Origin of the sequence: Lacticaseibacillus pantheris DSM 15945 = JCM 12539 = NBRC 106106, from assembly GCF_001311175.1 — a bacterium.
GTDB lineage: Bacteria > Bacillota > Bacilli > Lactobacillales > Lactobacillaceae > Lacticaseibacillus > Lacticaseibacillus pantheris.
Genome location: NZ_BBAI01000002.1, coordinates 35,082 through 53,647, shown reverse-complemented (window position 1 = coordinate 53,647; position 18,566 = coordinate 35,082). Strand labels below are relative to the sequence as shown.

Sequence of the window (18,566 nt, the reverse complement as noted above, 5' to 3'; positions counted from 1 at the left end):
CAGATTACGTTCAGCGACGCGCACACGTCCCAATCATTGCCGGTCACCCAATAAATGCCCGTATCGCGGCAGTCTGAGGCCGCGACAAGTATCTTATCGGTACGACATCCCCCACAATTTAAGTTTAAGGAAATTTAGCTTTTTGACCAATACGTTTCGTCATCACTGAAATAGACTGTGGTTGACAACAGCAAAAAAAGAAACAGACCAATTGACCTGTTTCCTTTAGATTCACTAATTGAATAAGGCTCGACAATACGCTGTCGTCGCCATTTACTAAGTACACAGGCTCAAGATATTAAATAAACACAATCAGTCGAACGCCGGCAAATCAATCCAAATGTCATTTGCTCTTTTTGAATAAATACTGCGGAACATTATTCCAGGTCACGCTATAGCAATATTTCCAACCGGGCATAGGTTCCTTTGAAGAACGCAAAATGAAATCACCTTTTGTTCCGCCCCTAAATATAGACATATCCCTCAGAGAACCATACCGCGAAAAATCGCCCATTTTCTTACTGAAATCGGATTTAGTGCCAGTACGGTTCAAGTACATTGAGTGGCTGATTGGGGCCTGTACCATTCTAAAATACATAAACTTCCAAGATAAACTATCAACGTAAAGACGACTGCTGTCACTTGATGACGTTACCGTTTGATTCAATTTTTGAACATCACGAAATCTGACTAAACCATTTTCAAAGAAACTACCCTCGGTACCGACTCCGAAGTACCCAAACGGTAGAAAGTAGGCAAAGGTGCAGATGGGAACGAGTACAAACAACAAACGAATAGAAGTCTCCCGAAAACGTTGAATACAAAGAAACAATCCCAGGCCAACCAATATTGCTAATGGTATGTTTAGCAAGTTCCAATGATTATAGTTTGGCGTAACAACAAGTGCTAAAGGAATAAAAGCAACTATATTAAGCGTCAACAAACGCCTAAAAAGTTGTATGGCCTTGGGCATTGTCTCAAGGTTACCTAGCATACCCACCGGAGCAAAGATTAATAACCATGGAGCAACCGCTCCAAACGGGCTGACCGAATTCCATTGCAAGTAGTCATTCCCGCCTAAATAAATGAGCAAACCGTCAACTAAATTGTGCATACACCTATTGATCAACCCAGGTCCCCTAAGATTAATCAGTGACCCAACCGATTTGCCGGCAGAGGAGGAATATCAAAAAAACAAAAAACTTTGTCGCATGCGTCAACTTCAAAATATTAACCCGATACGCAAATACTATGATTGGGACGGCGACCAAAAGAATCACAGCAACAGATACTATGTACTCCCAAATCTTAAAACTGTCATCCTTAACAAACGCAATAAAGTAGAGCACACAGACTACCGGTAAATAAAGCCATGCTGCAACGTAACCGTATGCCGTTAAAGATAAGAATAATGCTCCAAACAATACATCAATAATCCGCAATAGTTTACTTTTACTCATTGCTCCGGAAGCAAACAGGATAGTAGCAAGCATAAACATTAAGGGAGCAATATTGGCATCGAGAATCCACCGAGATGATATGAATATCCACGGACTACTAATCAATGCAATATTGACCATGGTCGTAAGGCGTAAACTTTTTGACCACTGGTAAACCTTAAAGATAAGTAGGCATAAGATTAACCAATTCATCAATAAAAATGGAACCTTAACGTGACCATGCTAAAACCAAACCAGCGTACTAGTGGTGCATCAACAATTGCATATAAAATAGACTGGCCCTGTCCCCAAACACTGGATAAATATATGGGTAAATGTAGACCATGGATGTCAGTACCAAATCGAGCAAACGATACAACCTCGTTCGCATAGTTCGCCTCGTCCACAAAAACGTTTGGGACAGTTGACACCTTGTACAACAGTAAAATCAGAAACACAAATACCAGCGTAATATTCAAAACAATAAGAATCTTATTTTCGTAAGCCCGCCAGAAACGGGGCTTCCTTTTAACTAACGTCTCAACTTGATTATCCACAGTAAGCCTCCTACATGCATCATTATTTTACCAGAGTATGTACTAATTCTTGACCAAAACAGCACGCCAAAATTGTTCTTCTATCGCTAGGTGCCGCATACCACCGCAAAATCTCCCGGATATTAACTAATGCCACATCCCCCACAATTTAAGTTTAAGGAAATTTAGCTTTTTGCCCCACGTTTACCAACTTTTCGCCGACTAATGTATAATGTCAATTGATTAACAATAGTACATATCATTCCGAGGGTAGAGGGTATTAGTTAATATGAAGAAAATAATTCTTTGGATTTGCGGCATCATCGTAGCTGCCGCTGTTTGTTTGGGTGGCTACGGGTACTACAAGATTCACCACACTACGAGCGCGGTTTACTCGTACAACAAAAAAAACGAGTTCAACGTCCGACAACAAGACGAAGGCCACCAAGTCGGTTGCCTACCTCATGTTAGGCACTGACACCGGGGCTTTGGGCCGCGCCTACAAGGGCCGGACGGACACCATCATGGTGATGGTGGTCAACCCGAAGACCAATAAAACCACCATGGTTTCCATCGCTCGCGACACGAAGATCGAGTACAAAGGTGAAACCATCAAGCTGAACGCGGCATACGCATACGGCAGTTCGGATACGGCCATCGCGGCGGTGGAGAAGTTGCTCGACATTAAGCTTGACGGTTACATCCTGGTCAACATGGGCGGCCTGAAGAAACTGGTTAACGCGGTTGGCGGCGTGAGCGTCACCTCGCCAATTAGCTTCAGCGAAGGTGGCTACACGTTCACCAAGGGCAAGACGGAAACCATGGATGGTGCCAAGGCACTTGAGTTCTCCCGGATGCGTCACGAGGATCCACGTGGTGACTACGGTCGTCAGGAGCGGCAGCAGCTCATCGTGAAGGCCATCCTGCAAAAGGCGAAGAGCCAACCAACCAGCCTGCTCAACACCAACTTCCTGGACGCCGTATCGGACAACGTGCGGACTAACATTTCCCTCTCGTCTTTGAAGAACCTAGCCTCCAAGTACAAGAGCGCCATTGGCAACATCAGCTCCGACCAGATGCAGGGATCCAGCGCGATGATCGACGGCCAATCATATGAAGTCATGAGCACCAGTGAAATTAACCGGGTGCACAGTGAGATCAACGACGCCATCAACGCACAGTAATTAAGTCAATATACACGAAGTCCGGGCCACCCATGCAAAGGTGATCCGGACTTTTTTTTGCTTGTCACGCTGGCATTAGTTCGTAATCAATCAAACACCCATGTCCCGCCACATGGCCTCGTACGACGTATACGTTGGATAATCTTCCCCATGTTCAGATTCCGCCAGTGACCACACTGTGGATGCTGGCAAACGTTTGCCACCGCTATGCTTCAACCTTTTTTTTACCCCAAACGGTAACGAAAAACCAGCTAACACCTAAACCAACTTGCTGATATCACTACAAACAGGAAGGCAAATAGAAAAGCGCCGAACACCAGGCCCGACGCTTCCATCCACACTATTAAATGCCGCCGCTCCAGTTACCGGTATACTGCGCGTCATCACTAGAACTGTTGCTGCTAGCGCCAGCGCCGGTAGTGTCAGATTCGCCACTACCACCAGTACTACCGCTGTCGGTACCGCCCGTCGAACCGGACGTATTACCGCCATCCGAGCTCGTCGATCCTTGAGAACCACTGTTACCAGATCCGGTATAACTACTGCCACTACCACCGCCAGTGCCATAGCTAGAGCTGTAACCAGAGTTGTACCCGGAACTGTATCCAGAATTACCAGAGCCACTGCTACCAGAATTACCGGTAGTCCCACTACTACTCGTGGCATTGGCATTGTCGTCGGAACTGCTACTCGACGCATCAGTGGCGTCGGCGCTACTACTTGTGGCGGCTGCACTGCTACTATCAGCCGCGGCATCAACCGCATCCTGAGCCGCGTCAACGTACTTCATGTACCGGGTCTTGAACGCATCAACCTTAACGGCATTGACCGCCTTTTTGGCTGCCGCGATGGCGTCGGCCGTCACGTTACTTTTAACCGAGTAGTTCTTGCTCTCGGTACCGTTACTATTGGTCACATCACCTAGCGTTCCGTCGTACAGCTTCTGCACTAGCTTCACGGCAGCAACTTCCTGATTGACCAGCTTCATTTGGTCACCATACTTCGTGACAAAGACGCTGTAGGAAGACACATCCCCCCAGGCAGCAACCAAATTATCCGCGTTGTAGTCAGGCACAATCACCTGGCTGTCACCCAACGCGTCTTTTAGGCCGCTGGTCACCGCAAAAAAAATGTTTGGCCTTACTAATGTCCCGGTCAGCCCGGTTCACTAACTTCACGTCGGCGTTAGTTAACTTACTACCGCGCGCAACCGCCTTATTGTACAACGTGTGCGCCGCCTGAATTTGCTTGTCGGTTAACTTGTCCGCGGGTAAATTGTGCTGATCGTTACTAAACAGCTTGTCGACCGCCTGATCGAGACGCACAACTGCAGCATCCGTGTGTGTGTTCTTGGCCGTTGTGGACGTAGCTTCGCCTTGACCACATCCGCCCAAAACCATCGCCGCCGCGAGCATCACCATGCCCACCGTTAAATATCGCAACCATTTTCGCACTGCGTTTACCCCCGCTTTTGCTCATGACGTCGGCCCAACCCGACGCAGATAATTGGTCAATCGTTAGTTAAATTTTACACCCTGCCACGTAGAAGGTATACAGTCCACACTAATATGGCCCACTTGTGGCGTAAAAAAAAGTGGCCTCGCCGGGTACACTGGCTTGACCACTATCCTTGCTCTTAGTATGCCGGGAAGAAGCGTTTCTTCTTGATGGGCGTCTCCGCTACCCGGTGCACCGGATCGCCGTTAACGATGGCCTTAGCGTTGTCATCGAACATTTTGCCGACATCATTACCGTAAGCACCGATCAACTTTTTAAACGCCGCACTCATTTCGTAGTCCCGATTCTTAATGTGGTGTGCGTCTGACGCCAGCATGTGGCCGAGACCGTGGTCAATGATGTCTTCCGCGAACCGCTCCACCTTTTTACCAAAGGTGCCAACGTAAGAACTAGCCGTAATTTGGGCATAAGCACCCTTTTGAATGAGCTCAAACAGCTTTTCCGGATGCGCCATCAGGTCCTCGTTCCGTTCCGGATGGACAAAGACGGGCGTGACCCCGCGCTGCTCCAACTGAAAGACCATGTCATCGGTGAAAGTCGGCACCGCATCGTGCGGAAATTCCAGTAACATGTAGTGCCCCCCCTCGTCCGTCGTCATCAGGTCCTGATTATCCCACGCAGTCAGGAGGTCGCCGTTAATGCGTACCTCTTGCGAAGGAAAGACGGTCAAAGGAATCCCTTGTTGGTCCAGTTCGTGTTGAAACTCATCCGTTAACCGGATGACGTCGGCCGGATGGTTGGTAAACCGACCGTTCATGTGGTGCGGTGTCATGAGCGCGTGCGTAATGCCGTCGCGCACCGCGTCCTGGGCAAGGGATAAGGAAATTTCCATGTTTTCCGAGCCATCATCGATACCCGGTAACAAATGGCTATGTACATCAATCAATTTTGGTTCCTCACATTCTTTGGGGTGCAATGTTGCCAGCATGGCGTTAAGCCGCCACGTATCTGGGTCACTTAATACCCTACCATAAATTACCACAACCCACGGCCGCAGCAAGATGATGACAACAAAGTTTAAGTTCTTGCTTTTACTCGGGTTGGTTGCTAGAGTAGCCCTAACACCAATTTAGCCGGTAGGAGAAGAAAAATGACCACCATTAAGTATACTACGGATTTAAACAGCACCATTCACCAAGACTCCGTGCAGATTCGGGAGGAAGTCTTTGTCGCTGAACAGCACGTTCCCGTCGACTTGGAGGTCGACGATGACGAGGGCCGTTGCCTATACATCGTGGTGTACGGTGACGACGCCGAACCGTTAGCAACTTTGCGCCTATTACCCGCCGAGTACGGCCTTCACGTCCAGCGGGTGGCGGTACGCAAAGCTGCCCGGGGTACCGGCCTCGGCCGCGTGATTATGGATGCCGCGCGTGATTACGCCCGGGCCAACGGCATCCAGCAGCTACGCCTGGACGCCCAGGTGCACGCAACCGGCTTCTACACCGCTTTGGGTTACAACTTTGCGGATCGCCCTGAATTCATGGACGCGGGCATCCCCCACCGCGAGATGTACCTCGACTTATAATCCACATCGCCCCAGTCGTTCGCCACGGCTGGGGTTTTATTGACGTCCGTATTCGGCCTCCGTGGCGTCTTTGCTACCGGACCACCAGTCTTGATGCTGACGGTACCAGGCGATGTTATCGTCGAGCCCCTGAGCAAAGTCGCTGTGGCGGGGCCGCCAGCCTAACTCATTCACCAACAGACTGTTGTCCAGCGCGTACCGCCGGTCATGGCCCGGACGGTCGGCCACCAACTCAAAGTCGTCGGCTGGGCGCCCCATTCGGTCGAGAATCGCCGCCAGTACGTCCCGGTTAGACAGTTCGCAGTGCGCACCCACCAAGTACGTCGCGCCCACGCGCCCATGTTGCAGAATCATCCACAGTGCGGCGACATGATCCTGCACGTGAATCCAATCCCGCACGTTGCGACCATCGCCATACAATACGGGACGCCGACCAGTCAGAATGTTAGTAATCTGCCGGGGAATGAACTTCTCGACGTGTTGGTACGGACCGTAATTATTGGAGCAGTTGGAAATGGTTGCCTGAATGCCAAAGGAGCGGACCCAGGCCCGCACTAAGAGGTCAGCAGCACCTTTGCTAGCCGAGTACGGACTCGACGGGTTGTACAGTGACTCCACGGAAAACGTGTCGGCGTGCTGCGGGTCCGCCAAATCCGTCCGCAGGGGGAGATCACCGTACACCTCGTCGGTTGAGACCTGATGGAAGCGCACGCGATGCCGCCGCACCGCCTCAAGCAACGTATAGGTTCCATTAATATTGGTGTCAATAAATGGTTGCGGGTCCGCCAACGCCCGGTCATTATGGCTTTCCGCAGCCAGGTTAATCACCATATCACTCTGAGCAACCAGACGGTCAACTAGCGGGGCGTCGGCAATGTCCCCCACCACCAGCTGGCAGCGATTCGCCGGGAGGCTGGCGAGGTTGGCCCGATTACCCGCGTAGGTCAATTTATCGAGTACCACGATGCGCACGGTCGGCGCGTGTGCGAGGACGTACCGGACAAAGTTGCTACCGATAAAACCCGCGCCACCGGTCACTAACAAACGCATACTTTCGTCACCCCCTTTGCTTTTGCTACCATTATCAGCTAATCATCTTGGTAGAACAAGGCAATCGCCGTCAAAGTCGGTCCGGTACACAAAAAGAGCATCAGCCTTCAAGCTAACGCTCCAGAAAGTACGTATTTTCAGAGAGTGGAACCCCGCGGTTAGAAACCAGAGTATAAGTTAATCCAGACGAGAATCCCGCACTTGGATTCTTGTTTGGGTTTGCTTATACGGCGGTTTCTGCGGGGGGGCGACTCGTTTTTAACGCTTGTTGGTTGCGGGCACCACCGCAACTTTGCGCTGATGCTGATGCGCCAACGCAGTACCTAACACCACACTACCAATTATTCCGAGTGCAACGCCAACTCGTGTCATCGTCATTAACAATTAAACGACCCCCTTAACAAATATCTGTCGATTAACAATGCTTGCATTTAACTATGATGTCATTATGACCAAGAGTTGTGCGCAAAAGCCGGCTACCACGTGAATGGTAGCCGGCTTTTTAATGACTTTTTCGTGCCGCTGTTTAACAAATTTTAATGCTATTCAATATCATCAAAGCCCTCGAGCTGGTCCGGCCGTGCGTATATTGTGTACTCCACCCGCTGGGCGACACCCTGATTGTTCAAATCGTAACGTTCTAGGTAGTACGGTGTGTCGGTCTGGCCAATGTGTTCAGGTAGTTGGTAACCCGCCTTTTCCAAAGTGGCGAGGCCTTCATTATACGTGGTGGCCAACGGCAAACTGGTCATCATGCCCTTTACGTCTTTGTCGGCGACGGCACCCGTGGCGGCGGGCAGGTTCAGCACCTGATAACCATTGGGAACGTTGGCCGATTCTGGGATGACGCTACCAATCCAGTACTGCATCGAACCATAGGGTGAAAAGACGATGACGCTGGTCCGGTTTGGCACGTCTGCTAGTGGGTCGAGGGCTTTGAAGTGCCCCGCCTCGTTAAATTCATCCCACGCCGATTCAAAGCTGCCGTTTTCGTCAGCCGATGATTCGGTGAAAACACGCCCCACGACACGCTGTGCCGGGATTTGTGCGAACTCTTTCATTCTTGTGCCCCCATACTTGTGATCGATACTTCGTTTCTTAGTGTATCACAGAGGCAACCATCAGTGGGTTAAACTTTGTGTGACGGTTCAGTGATGGTTCAGTGGCGGTTCTGGCCGGTGGGGGTGCTGCGGGGTGCTGCGACTTTGTGGGCCGCTCCACGGTGACCGCTAATATTGGCTGGTAGTACTGGCGTTGCGGTTCCGGTTGAGCGGCTGCCCCCCGTGACCGGAGCTGTGAGCCTCACGCTCACGCCCGTTCCGGGCTACCGCGAATTGCCGTAGCCCGAGAAAACCACTCGGTCTAGCCAATTTGATTCTGTAATTCATAACTGCCAGTACGTGCTGACGCACTACTAGCAGTAATTCAAACAGAACTACGGGTATACAGCCGTCGCGGGGGCCAGCCGCTCAACCTCCACCACCACGCCAGTACGACCAACGATAGAAGGTCACAGGTAGATTCACAGGGCAGTTCACAGGTTACAATTCAAACGTTAGAACGATTGTAGACAAATTCGAAGTGCTTACTCAGATGACTAGTAACGTCCATGCCAGTACCCGTCCAGTTGGGGGATGATTGAGTAGGAAATCAAGACTACTGGGATTAGAGTCCACGAATTATCGGGAACCCGCGGGTGGGGTTTGGAACGGAGGTGTCGTGTCCGGAGACGTGGTTGCTGTGGCCCCGGAGCGCCCTAGAAGCGAAGCGACGTAGGGCGGCAAAGTTTATAGACCGAGTGGTTTCCTCGGGCTAGAAACTTCGTGGGAGGCCGGTACGGCCGGAGCGTGCGGGTATAGCAATCACGGCGCAGGACACGTAAGCCGCAGTTTCAAACCCCACCCGCGAGTTCGTGCCCCTCCAGCCCGTTACCATGGAGCGCCCCACTAAGCCGTAGCTCGCCGGTCCGGCCTACGCTGCCGTCGACGCGCTACTCCAGCAACGCTTCGACGGCGTAGTAGCCTCGACCGACTTCGTGGACATTGTGCGCGTCCGAGCCATAAACCAGTGGGACGCCCATACGGCGTGCACGGTCAATAACCCACGGTAACGGATACAGTTCGTTATTGAACTCCTGGTACAGTCCCGCAACGCCGACCTCCAGGCTAGCACCCCGAGCGTGCATCGCGTGCAACACACGTATTACGAGGTACTCGCAATCGCGAGTGAGTGTCCGCGGTAGACCAAAGTAATCCTGAAATTGCCGCACCAACCCCATCTGGCCCACACATCGCGGTGTGTAAACACCCAAATCGGCATGAACAGCGTGCAACAGCGTAGAATAGTACGACTTGAATAAGTGTTCCGGAAATTGCAACATGTCACCAAAACCGGTAGCAAAATCGTCCGGCGTAGTATCCAACTCCCACAACTTGCCGTCCCGCCCGCGCAGGTAGTGTAGTGCCAGTATGTTGTTATCAGTTAGCGGGCCCACCTCATTGAGGAAGTTGATCGTCCACCCTTCCAGTCCCGGCAGGTAATCCACTTCAAAGCCAACGTGGATACGCAACTGGTGCGCATACTTTCTTTGCAAAGACTGGGCGTACTCGAGGTACTGCGGCACCTGATCCATTGACATTGCGGCTAACTGCCTCAATTCAGTGTTGCCACCAAACTGGTCCGCAAACTCCGCCGGCAAAGGTGCCCGCTCCATCATGGCGTACTCCTTAAAGCCCATGGCAATGGCCCGTTGAATCATTAGTTCGGCATCTTCATCGTGACTTTGCGGTGAAAATTGCGTATGCGTGTGCCCATCAATTTTGAGCATCTGCGTACCCCCTCGTATACATATTAGCGAGTAGTGTAAACCAAAATGGTAATCAACCACCGACTATATTAAAAATGTCACAAATTCTTACGTTATTTAAAATTGCAGTTCAACGGCCGCAAAAAGGTTGCGCCGGTAATCCCTTCTCGGAACTACCGGCGCAACCTTTGAAGCCGCAACACTATTCACGGTGTGCTAGCTGCTGATAACGTTCATACCACAGGTTGATGTACGCCTGCGAAAACGGGCCCTTACCGTGGTCAATCCAATCCACTAACGTATTCACGTTAGCCTTCAAAATCCGGTCGGTGGTCTTGGGGTACCCCCACAACTTACTGTGGGCCTCATATTCATCCACATCAAGCAACCGCTTGTCACCGTCCGGAAAAACCTTGACGTCCAGATCGTAATCGATGTACTTAAGGGCCTCCTGATCAATGGTCATCGGTGAGGCCAAGTTACAGTAGTAGCTCACCCCGTTATCGCGAATCATCGCAATCACGTTGAACCAAAAGTGGCGGTGAAAGAAGAGCACTGCCGGTTCGCGCGTAACCCACCGACGGCCGTCGCTTTCAGTGACCAACGTGTGGTCGTTGCAGCCAATGATTGCGTCATCGCTCGTCTTCAACACCATCGTGTCACGCCAGGTACGGTGTAAACTACCGTCATGCTTGTAGCTCTTAATTGCTACGTAGTCACCCTCCTTGGGAATCTGCATTTGGCTAACCTACTTTCTAATCTACTCGCTGTGTGCGGGCGTAATTCTAGTTACTGCACACATTGCCTATATATCATATAGATTGTACCAAACTTCAAAGGGTTTCTGGGAAAAAGTCAGTGTGTCACCAGTGACAACACGTGAACCACTACTAACAAAGTTTGCCCCCACTACTCATCATCGTCCTCTGCCTCAATGTCATCCAGAATATTGTCAATCAGGTCATAACCAAAGCCCTTACGCACCAGCGCCTGCTTGACCTTCATACGCCGTTCACGACCCGTGTACCGGTGCTTTTGGCGCCACACTTTGCGTGCCGTGGTGAGCAACAAATCGTTTTCTTGTTCCTCATCACGTTCTGGGGCGGCCGTAGCGATAATCCGATCGATGTCATCCCCATCGAACCCCTTTTGCATCAAAGTTGTCTTCAGGCTGCGCACTAACGCTACGTGCGACTTGCGCGTCCCGTGCCGCACCACACGCTGAGCAACGCGCGTACCAACAGCTAACCGCTGCTCTGGCGTGTACTCCGCCACAGCGTTATCCACCAAATCGGCGCTAATGCCCTTCTGCCGTAACTTAGCGGTTAACTGCCGCGGACCCCGGTCACCCATCGTCACGTTGTCGTCTACAAAGTACTGCGCATAGTTAGCATCATTAATGTACCCACGCTCCTGCAAGCGTGCCACCACCGTCGCAATCGCGCCTTCAGGAATCTCCTCGTCGACCAGGCGGTCATGCACCTCCTTGGCCGTCCGCGACTGGTGGCTCAAGTACGTCACCGCGACGCTGGTTGCACGCGATAACGCGTCCTCAGCCTGAACGTGGGCCGTCTGCACATCATCCAGCTCGGCCCCCTTAATGAGTCGGAAGCGCACCAACGTGTCCTCACTGACCCCAAAGGCAAATTTACCGTCAAGAAAAATGTTATAGTAGCCGCGCCGCTTTTGCGGGGTAACCGCCGTAATTACTGCCATATTATCCACCAACCTTTTTACTGTTGTCTACGCCAATGTTACAATAACTGCAAAGACTGATGCAGGAGGGTCGCCCATGTTTAGAGATTACTTTTTTTAATAAACAGAGTGAGCAAAGCTTCCGCCTGTTTAAAATCATTAAGTCGTTCGACGCGGCCAACTTTACCGTCAACAAACTCAGCCTCATCGTGGGTATGGGGTACGCGCAAACGTACAAGGCGTTTCGTTCCATCCTGAGCGACCTGGTCACCCTCACCGGCAAGCAACCCGCCAGTGATAAGGAACCTGAATTTGCCATGATGTCCGCGGATGTGGACGTAGACCAATACCAATTTTTTTTTTACTCCGCAAATCGACCAGCTTCCAGTTTTTCAGTGCCAGCTTGCTGAATGACGGAGTCGATACCAAGGAATTCTGTGCGGTCCACAATATCACACTGCGCACCCTCAAGCGGTTGATTGCACCGTTCCGCGAGTACCTCCAGGAACACAACATCGACATCGATATGACGCTGGGGCGCGTAACCGGCGAAGAACTGCGCATCGTGTTTATGATGCACGAATTTTTCAGTCAGGGCTACCGTGGCGGTCCGTGGCCGTTTACCAATCCCGACGAGGCCGAAACAATTGCTATGTACAACGCTACCAATTCGGCCGAACCTGGGAAGGGGTTCCCGGCACACACCATGCCCACGCGCAGAGCACTGATTGACATCGCCACCGTGGCGCTGCGCATGCGGCAGGGACACGTTAACCGCCTTAATCCACGCCTAATCACCATTTTCAGCCGGCGGGATCCCATCCCCACCATGAACATCACACCGAAATTTTTCCCGGAATTGTCCGAGGACGAAACGCGTCGGGCCCGCCTGACCGCCTACTTTTTCTGGACTAACCTACCAACGTTAGCCACCGATAACCGCGCCATCAACCGGGAATATTGTGAATACATGCAAAGCTTTCCCAATCCGGTTGCCAGCCTGGTCCATCAGCTGCGCGAATGTATTGCCCAGTTATTGTCGGCGCAGCAGCGCGACGTTTTCCTATCTAACCAGGTCGTTGAAACCAACATGTACAAGGCCGTGCTCAACTACTACGTCCTCGAGGCTCCCGTCGTCAAGGTTTCAGATTTCAGTGAGAATCGCTACCAGATGAAGCAGTACCAGCAACTACTTGATGCCATCCATGCCAGTATCATGAGTATCCCCAAAGACGAACCGGAACACGTTTTTGTTCGGCTGGCCCAAGGCATCGAGGAATCGGTGTTCACCACGATGGCCCCCATCCTGCCCATGTTCAAAACGGTCGAGCCACTGAAAGTGCGGGTTGAACTCGAAAGCGAATCATTTCTGAACAAGGACATTATCGGTTTCCTGAACAGCTTTGCCGTCATCAAGGTCCTACCGCCTAACAGCCCTGTACCACCGGACGTCATCCTGTGTTCAATCGACCACTACGATCGGGTCTACGCGCTGACCCACGCGACCGTACCGGTGGGCGACCACCAACCGACCATCATATACTGGGGTAACCGCTCTGAGGATACGGATTTGCTCCACATTCTGGAACGCGTGGGCAAACTCGCCGACGACAAGGCCGCCGCCATTACGTGCGACGGGCCTAAATAACCAGAGTATAAAGATGCCATCATCACGCTCACAGGCGTTGGTGATGGCATCTTTGCATTGCTGGATTTTTTTAGTGCACTGGCCGCGCCCGGAAACCCCGAAAGAACACAATTCCTTCGTACGCCACCACCATGATAATGAGCCCCGCCAGGGCCACAAAGTAATTATCGAGCCAGTGCAGCACGTAGGCTAGGAGGATGAGGCAAAGATGATGCCAAAGAAAATCATCTGGAACACGCGGTCAGCTTCGATGACAAACTTAGCGTCGGTCGCTTGAAAATGAATTGGCGTACGTCGCGTCATGCGGCCAACCCGGTATTCAACCTGATCGCCACGGTGGACATCCAAGTCAATACTGTCATTGTCGTGTAAGGTGTGCGCTTCGCCGTTGTGCCATACGGTCGCAATCACCCGTGGTGCTGACTGGTTTGTGTACGTGATTTTCATGTTATTTTCCCCTTTTGCGTTCGACGTACGGGTACGCCGTCCGCCACGAATCTGCTTTCATTATACCAACCACGGCTCTAAATACCCACCCCCGGACAGATTTTACCCGGCTAATTTGCTATAATGGCGAGGAATACAAACGGAGGAAAATATGGATCAAATACCAGCGGGGACACGCTTTCCCCTCACCATTAAGCGACTTGATATCAACGGGGCCGGCATCGGCTACTACAAACGGAAGATTACCTTTGTTCCGGGTGCCCTACCGGATGAAGTGGTCGTGGCTGAGGTCACGCAGGACCATGAGCGCTACATTGACGCGCGGGTGCACCGAATTCGTAAACAATCACCAGAGCGGGTACAGCCGGTTGACCCACTGTATGGCAAAGTAGGCGGCATTGAGCTCGGAGCCCTCGCCTACCCGGCGCAATTACGTTTTAAAACGGACGTCATCCGCCAGTCGTTAGAACGTTACCGTCCACGCGGTTACGAGCACTACGATGTGCGCCCAACCATTGGCGCGCCGCAACCGCTGCATTACCGCAACAAGGCTCAGTTCCAGGTACGGGTGGTTGATGGCCACGTGCGGGCAGGACTCTACGCTCCTGGCAGCCACGACCTAGTCCCACTGAGCGACTTTGCCACGCAGATGCCCGTCGTGTCGGCTACCATTAACGAGCTTTGCCAAATAATGGAAGACTTAGGGACGCCAATCTACGATGAGGGCCACAACAGCGGTATTGTGAAGACTCTAGCGGTCCGCGCATCGGTCGCTACCGGCGAAATCCAGGTGACGTTTATCACTAACTCCGCCAAGTTACCGGGCAAGGGTCGCATTTTGGCCCGCATCGCGCAGGACCTGCCCGCGGTAGTGAGCGTCAACCAAAACGTTAATCCCGGCCGCACGACGTTGGTGTGGGGTCCGGAGACAAAGTTGCTGGCGGGTGAACAGTACATTACGGAACGACTTAACGGTATGGACTTCTTGCTGTCGCCACAGGCATTCCTGCAGTTGAACCCTATGCAAACGACCCGGTTGTACCAAGAGGCATTAACCGCTTTGGATTTGGCCCCGCACGAAACTTTGGTCGACGCCTACTGCGGTGTCGGGACGCTCGGATTAAGCATGGCGCATACGGCGGCCACGGTTCGGGGGATGGATACCATTCCGGCGGCGATTGACGACGCGCGGGCGAATGCGGAGCGCAACGGCATCAAGAACGTGCAATACGAGGTCGGCAAAGCGGAAGACGTATTCCCACGCTGGCTGGAGGAAGGCTTCAGACCGGACGCGGTGATTGTGGATCCGCCCCGCACGGGTTTGGAAGGCAACTTTATCCCTGCGCTACTGAAGCGCGGCCGAAAAAAATTTGTGTACATCAGTTGTAACCCATCAACGTTAGCGCGCGACTTAACGAAGCTCACGCAGGCATACCAGGTGGAGTATATCCAGTCAATCGACATGTTCCCACAGACGGCAAGGTGTGAGGCGATAACGGTGTTTAGAGAGCGGAGACCCCGCGGGTAGAAACTGAAACATAACTCGCTTTGACAGTGAAGCCTGGGCTTGGCTTCATTGTCAAAGTGGGTTATGTGCAAGTTTCTGCGGGGCGGAGCTCGTTTTAGAGAGCGGACCCGGCCGCTTAGAAATTAGAGCATAAGTCGCTAACGCTAATTATTCCCAGTAACTCACACAGGAGAAAGAAAATGAAAATCTACTTTGCCAATGGCCTATTCAGCCAGGCTGACTTTGATTTTAACGCGAAAATTGTCGCGCGCCTGAGGGCCGACGTAACCGGCCTCGACATTTACCTACCGCAGGAAAACGACAGTATTAATGACAAAGAGGCCTACGCCAACTCCAAAATGATTGCGCACGCCGATACCGATGAGCTGGTCGCCAGTGACCTGGTCATTGCGGTGCTTGACGGCATCACCATTGATGCCGGCGTCGCATCCGAGATTGGTGTGGCTTACGCTAAGGGGATTCCCGTCATCGGTCTGTACACCGACAGCCGACGTCTGGGTGCCACCAACCAGCAAAAGCTGGACGCACTGCAAGAGGTAGCGGAAAACCAGTTCCACTACATGAACCTCTACACCACCGGATTAATCAAGCTCAACGGTGAAATCGTCACGTCGGTCGACGAACTAGTCGAAGCAGTGGCGGGCCGCAACTAAAACTGTTATGAACGCACAAAGCGGGAGCCAACATCACGTTCGATGTTGCTCCCGCTTTGTGTCTATTATGGAGTTAGTCCGCTACTCCGGACGTTCTTCGTACTGCCGTTCCTGATTCTCTACGCCCGTCAACACATAACGACCGCTAAGATATTGTGGGTCGGCCGAATAATCGTCCGCCGAGTAAGGCACTTTGTTGTTAAACACGCGCTCATACTCCGCAACGGATAGTCGCTGCCGGCTGTCCAGGTACTCCCGGTGCGCGTCCGCGTGGAGGAACCGCGCAAAGCCCTCCTGCAACTCACCACTAAAGAATTCACCGACCGCGCCGGAGCCGTACGAGAACATCCCCAAACGGTCACCCGCCTGCACGTGTCCGTCGTTTTCCAGCAGGCTAACCAATCCCAGGTACAACGAGCCCGTATAGATGTTACCAATCCGCCGACTGTAGACAGTGGATTCCTGGTAGGCATCGAGCAGTGCCGTCTGCTTGTCCTCACTTACCTCGGGTAACGCGGTCCAGAAAGCCTTCAACCCCATCTTGGTGTATGGCAGGTGGAAGTTAACCGCCGCAAAGTCATCCAGAGTCAGTCCTGTTTGCTGCTGGTAACGGGCCCAAACGTCATCAAAGAACTTAATGTACTGCTCCGTGGAATACTTACCCTTCGCTAAGGCCAGGTCGGTGTATACTGGCCGCCAAAAGTCCATGATGTCGCGACTCATGAAGACGGAGTCATCATTAATGGTCATGATGGCCGGATTAGCACTGATCAGCATTGCAACTGCTCCAGCGCCTTGGGTCACTTCACCGCCGCTGTTCAAACCGTACCGCGCAATATCGGCCGCAATCACCAATGCCGTCTTGTCGGGGTGCGCTGCCACGTAATCACGTGCAGTCATTAATCCTGCCGTTCCGCCGTAGCAGGCCTGCTTAATCTCGTAGGTACGCACCCACTCTGGCAAACCCAATAGCCGCTGGATGATCACGGCCCCAGACTTGCTGGCGTCAATGCCCGTTTCCGTTCCCAGGATCACCAAGCCAACTTTGCTGGTATCAATGTCATCAATAAACTCAGCAGCAGCGTTCGCACCCATCGTTACAACGTCCTCGCTGCTCGGGGCAACTGCCTGTTCACTTTGACCAATCCCAATGATGAACTTATTTGGGTCTACCCCGCGAGCCTCAGCCAGGTCCTTCAGGTCAACAAAGAAATGTGGGCTGTACATGCCCAAACGATCAATCCCAATTTGCATTGTGTGTTACGCTCCTCTTCATTTGTTTACATTAACTTTTACTGACGCATTTGGTGCAGTAGGCTTTGCGCCCGCGCAATCGTTTTATCGCCGTCCTGTAGCTGCTGGGTCAATAAGGCAACCTCGGCGCCCACTGCACCGGCCGCTACGGCCAACGCACCAGCCTGTAGGTGCATGTGTCCGGCTTGAATCCCCGGGCCAACCAGCGCGCGAATCGCGGCGAGGTTTTGCACCAAACCCAACGCCGCCAAAATGGACTGCGCGTCCGCAACGGTCTTAATGCCTGCCAACCGTTGCGCAAGACCCGCACGGTGTAATGCACCCACGGCACCACCGACGACGCCCAACTTGAGGGGGACGGCCAACTCACCATGGAGGCGTGACTCCGCCACCCACCACCGCGTCAGGGGCAGGTAACGGCCCGTCCGAGCAGCGTACGCGTGCGCGCCGGCTTCCACAGCCCGGTAGTCGTTTCCCAAGGCAATGGTGGCGGCCGCGATACCGTTCATCACGCCCTTATTATTGGTGGTAGCCCGATCAATATCGAGTAGGGCAAAGTCGCTGGTGCGGGCAATCAGTTTTGCAACCGTCGCCCCGTCAGCATGCCGCGTAGCAACCGCCTCAACCGGCAGGTCCACGCGCGCAACCACCGCATCATCGCTGTAGTTACTGAGAATACTAATCAGTGGCTGCTGGTGTAGCCACCCACCGATCAGTACGCCCACCCGCTCAGCAATGGTGTTAACAATATTGGCGCCCATTGCCTGTTGCGGGTCAACCACCAGGGTGACCTTCACGAAGTCGTCCACGGTGGTAACCGTCACCGTTTGTAACCCGCCGCCACGACGCACAATCGACGGGTGGGCGGCTGCCGCCGCAGCTTTGATATCCGCCGTCTGCGCTCGAATCAAGCGGACGCGTTGGGAGTGTCAGGGAGATCCGCAAAGACGACCTCGGCCGCTACCCGGTGTGGCGGCACTTGCACGGTCACACCGCCGCCAGCGAGCGCCATCCGCGCCCCGTTGTTGGCCGCCGCTACCACGCTTGGTTCCTCGCCCACCAACGCCACATCGTGCGTGATGCCATTAACCCGTAGCCCTCGCACTAGACCCATGGGCAACGGAAACTGGCCAATTTGATTTTCGGTCAGGTGGTCCGCCGTGGCCTGTGGCAAGGGCGCATCCGCGAGTAGTAACTCCGCATCGCCCGCGGTCAACATCCCCGAGTCCACCAGGGCCCGGACGCGCTCCTCACGCGTCAACTGGTAAAACTTTTTCATC

Annotated in this window: 19 protein-coding genes and 1 pseudogene; 6 read left to right on the top strand and 14 right to left on the bottom strand. The window is 52.8% G+C overall.

What is annotated here, in order from left to right; genetic code table 11:
• Positions 1-343 precede the first annotated feature (343 nt).
• Together JCM12539_RS01350 and JCM12539_RS01340 are read right to left on the bottom strand one after the other, a co-directional pair.
• Complete coding sequence (locus tag JCM12539_RS01350) at positions 344-1,114, bottom strand: hypothetical protein (protein ID WP_156301968.1); 771 nt, start codon at positions 1,112-1,114, stop codon at positions 344-346.
• A 537-nt stretch (positions 1,115-1,651) separates the two neighbouring features.
• Positions 1,652-1,996: a hypothetical protein gene (locus JCM12539_RS01340; protein ID WP_054648660.1), complete on the bottom strand. Its 345-nt coding sequence runs from the start codon at positions 1,994-1,996 to the stop codon at positions 1,652-1,654.
• 268 nt (positions 1,997-2,264) lie between these two features.
• Here JCM12539_RS01340 and JCM12539_RS01335 point away from each other — a divergent pair.
• Positions 2,265-3,159 (top strand): annotated as a pseudogene (locus JCM12539_RS01335) (LCP family protein).
• A 343-nt stretch (positions 3,160-3,502) separates the two neighbouring features.
• On the opposite strand, the gene JCM12539_RS01330 reads toward JCM12539_RS01335, so the two are convergent.
• The 3 genes from JCM12539_RS01330 to JCM12539_RS01320 all read right to left on the bottom strand — a co-directional run bounded on the left by JCM12539_RS01330 (position 3,503) and on the right by JCM12539_RS01320 (position 5,563).
• Positions 3,503-4,240 (bottom strand): hypothetical protein, encoded by a 738-nt coding sequence (locus tag JCM12539_RS01330; RefSeq protein WP_156301966.1) that lies wholly within the window; start codon positions 4,238-4,240, stop codon positions 3,503-3,505.
• A 7-nt stretch (positions 4,241-4,247) separates the two neighbouring features.
• Positions 4,248-4,613 carry a hypothetical protein gene (locus tag JCM12539_RS01325; protein WP_156301965.1) on the bottom strand — a complete coding sequence of 122 codons (366 nt, stop codon included), beginning with the start codon at positions 4,611-4,613 and terminating at the stop codon, positions 4,248-4,250.
• A 182-nt stretch (positions 4,614-4,795) separates the two neighbouring features.
• Complete coding sequence (locus JCM12539_RS01320) at positions 4,796-5,563, bottom strand: tyrosine-protein phosphatase (protein ID WP_054648813.1); 768 nt, start codon at positions 5,561-5,563, stop codon at positions 4,796-4,798.
• A 204-nt stretch (positions 5,564-5,767) separates the two neighbouring features.
• On the opposite strand from JCM12539_RS01320, the gene JCM12539_RS01315 reads away from it, so the two are divergent.
• A complete protein-coding gene (locus JCM12539_RS01315) occupies positions 5,768-6,205 on the top strand; it encodes a GNAT family N-acetyltransferase (RefSeq protein WP_054648654.1) in 438 nt (145 codons plus the stop codon).
• Between the two features lie 36 nt (positions 6,206-6,241).
• On the opposite strand, the gene rfbB is transcribed toward JCM12539_RS01315, so the two are convergent.
• From rfbB to recX, 5 genes are all read right to left on the bottom strand, one after another.
• Positions 6,242-7,255, bottom strand: coding sequence for a dTDP-glucose 4,6-dehydratase (gene rfbB, locus JCM12539_RS01310; protein WP_054648652.1), 1,014 nt, complete (start codon positions 7,253-7,255; stop codon positions 6,242-6,244).
• A gap of 542 nt (positions 7,256-7,797) precedes the next feature.
• Complete coding sequence (locus tag JCM12539_RS01305) at positions 7,798-8,316, bottom strand: GyrI-like domain-containing protein (RefSeq protein ID WP_054648650.1); 519 nt, start codon at positions 8,314-8,316, stop codon at positions 7,798-7,800.
• A 929-nt stretch (positions 8,317-9,245) separates the two neighbouring features.
• Positions 9,246-10,082, bottom strand: a complete 837-nt coding sequence (gene hisJ, locus JCM12539_RS01300; protein WP_054648648.1) for a histidinol-phosphatase HisJ — start codon at positions 10,080-10,082, stop codon at positions 9,246-9,248.
• A gap of 181 nt (positions 10,083-10,263) precedes the next feature.
• On the bottom strand, positions 10,264-10,800 hold the full coding sequence (gene ntdP, locus JCM12539_RS01295; RefSeq protein ID WP_054648646.1) for a nucleoside tri-diphosphate phosphatase: 537 nt from the start codon (positions 10,798-10,800) through the stop codon (positions 10,264-10,266).
• A 170-nt stretch (positions 10,801-10,970) separates the two neighbouring features.
• A complete protein-coding gene (recX, locus tag JCM12539_RS01290) occupies positions 10,971-11,777 on the bottom strand; it encodes a recombination regulator RecX (RefSeq protein WP_054648645.1) in 807 nt (268 codons plus the stop codon).
• A 59-nt stretch (positions 11,778-11,836) separates the two neighbouring features.
• On the opposite strand from recX, the gene JCM12539_RS01285 reads away from it, so the two are divergent.
• Both JCM12539_RS01285 and JCM12539_RS01280 read left to right on the top strand, forming a co-directional pair.
• Positions 11,837-12,166: a hypothetical protein gene (locus JCM12539_RS01285; RefSeq protein WP_054648643.1), complete on the top strand. Its 330-nt coding sequence runs from the start codon at positions 11,837-11,839 to the stop codon at positions 12,164-12,166.
• Positions 12,160-13,404, top strand: coding sequence for a helix-turn-helix domain-containing protein (locus tag JCM12539_RS01280; protein WP_054648640.1), 1,245 nt, complete (start codon positions 12,160-12,162; stop codon positions 13,402-13,404). The genes JCM12539_RS01285 and JCM12539_RS01280 overlap by 7 nt, the downstream gene beginning before the upstream one ends.
• A gap of 189 nt (positions 13,405-13,593) precedes the next feature.
• On the opposite strand, the gene JCM12539_RS01275 is transcribed toward JCM12539_RS01280, so the two are convergent.
• Entirely contained in the window at positions 13,594-13,851 is a 258-nt protein-coding gene (locus JCM12539_RS01275) for a hypothetical protein (RefSeq protein WP_054648638.1), read from the bottom strand.
• A 151-nt stretch (positions 13,852-14,002) separates the two neighbouring features.
• Here JCM12539_RS01275 and rlmD point away from each other — a divergent pair, with 151 nt between their 5' ends.
• Entirely contained in the window at positions 14,003-15,379 is a 1,377-nt protein-coding gene (rlmD, locus tag JCM12539_RS01270) for a 23S rRNA (uracil(1939)-C(5))-methyltransferase RlmD (protein WP_054648636.1), read from the top strand.
• A gap of 179 nt (positions 15,380-15,558) precedes the next feature.
• The gene (locus tag JCM12539_RS01265; RefSeq protein WP_054648633.1) at positions 15,559-16,032 is read left to right on the top strand and encodes a nucleoside 2-deoxyribosyltransferase; all 474 of its coding nucleotides are present in this window, start codon (positions 15,559-15,561) and stop codon (positions 16,030-16,032) included.
• Positions 16,033-16,113: 81 nt separating this feature from the next.
• Here JCM12539_RS01265 and JCM12539_RS01260 read toward each other — a convergent pair whose 3' ends face one another.
• The 3 genes from JCM12539_RS01260 to JCM12539_RS14450 are packed head-to-tail and all read right to left on the bottom strand — an operon-like array spanning position 16,114 to position 18,565.
• Positions 16,114-17,286 carry a hydroxymethylglutaryl-CoA synthase gene (locus JCM12539_RS01260; protein WP_054648632.1) on the bottom strand — a complete coding sequence of 391 codons (1,173 nt, stop codon included), beginning with the start codon at positions 17,284-17,286 and terminating at the stop codon, positions 16,114-16,116.
• Positions 17,287-17,324: 38 nt separating this feature from the next.
• A complete protein-coding gene (locus JCM12539_RS01255) occupies positions 17,325-18,197 on the bottom strand; it encodes a hydroxymethylglutaryl-coenzyme A reductase family protein (protein WP_156301964.1) in 873 nt (290 codons plus the stop codon).
• Positions 18,194-18,565 (bottom strand): hydroxymethylglutaryl-coenzyme A reductase family protein, encoded by a 372-nt coding sequence (locus JCM12539_RS14450; RefSeq protein ID WP_162203976.1) that lies wholly within the window; start codon positions 18,563-18,565, stop codon positions 18,194-18,196. Before JCM12539_RS14450 ends, JCM12539_RS01255 begins: the two co-directional genes overlap by 4 nt.
• Position 18,566 lies beyond the last annotated feature (1 nt).

Bases quoted from the DNA above. Each gene is read 5' to 3' on its own strand.
- JCM12539_RS01350 (WP_156301968.1), bottom strand. From the start codon at position 1,114: ATGCACAATTTAGTTGACGGTTTGCTCATTTATTTAGGCGGGAATGAC.
- JCM12539_RS01315 (WP_054648654.1), top strand. From the start codon at position 5,768: ATGACCACCATTAAGTATACTACGGATTTAAACAGCACCATTCACCAA.
- rfbB (WP_054648652.1), bottom strand. From the start codon at position 7,255: ATGCGTTTGTTAGTGACCGGTGGCGCGGGTTTTATCGGTAGCAACTTT.
- JCM12539_RS01305 (WP_054648650.1), bottom strand. From the start codon at position 8,316: ATGAAAGAGTTCGCACAAATCCCGGCACAGCGTGTCGTGGGGCGTGTT.
- hisJ (WP_054648648.1), bottom strand. From the start codon at position 10,082: ATGCTCAAAATTGATGGGCACACGCATACGCAATTTTCACCGCAAAGT.
- ntdP (WP_054648646.1), bottom strand. From the start codon at position 10,800: ATGCAGATTCCCAAGGAGGGTGACTACGTAGCAATTAAGAGCTACAAG.
- recX (WP_054648645.1), bottom strand. From the start codon at position 11,777: ATGGCAGTAATTACGGCGGTTACCCCGCAAAAGCGGCGCGGCTACTAT.
- JCM12539_RS01285 (WP_054648643.1), top strand. From the start codon at position 11,837: ATGCAGGAGGGTCGCCCATGTTTAGAGATTACTTTTTTTAATAAACAG.
- JCM12539_RS01275 (WP_054648638.1), bottom strand. From the start codon at position 13,851: ATGAAAATCACGTACACAAACCAGTCAGCACCACGGGTGATTGCGACC.
- rlmD (WP_054648636.1), top strand. From the start codon at position 14,003: ATGGATCAAATACCAGCGGGGACACGCTTTCCCCTCACCATTAAGCGA.
- JCM12539_RS01265 (WP_054648633.1), top strand. From the start codon at position 15,559: ATGAAAATCTACTTTGCCAATGGCCTATTCAGCCAGGCTGACTTTGAT.
- JCM12539_RS01260 (WP_054648632.1), bottom strand. From the start codon at position 17,286: ATGCAAATTGGGATTGATCGTTTGGGCATGTACAGCCCACATTTCTTT.
- JCM12539_RS14450 (WP_162203976.1), bottom strand. From the start codon at position 18,565: ATGAAAAAGTTTTACCAGTTGACGCGTGAGGAGCGCGTCCGGGCCCTG.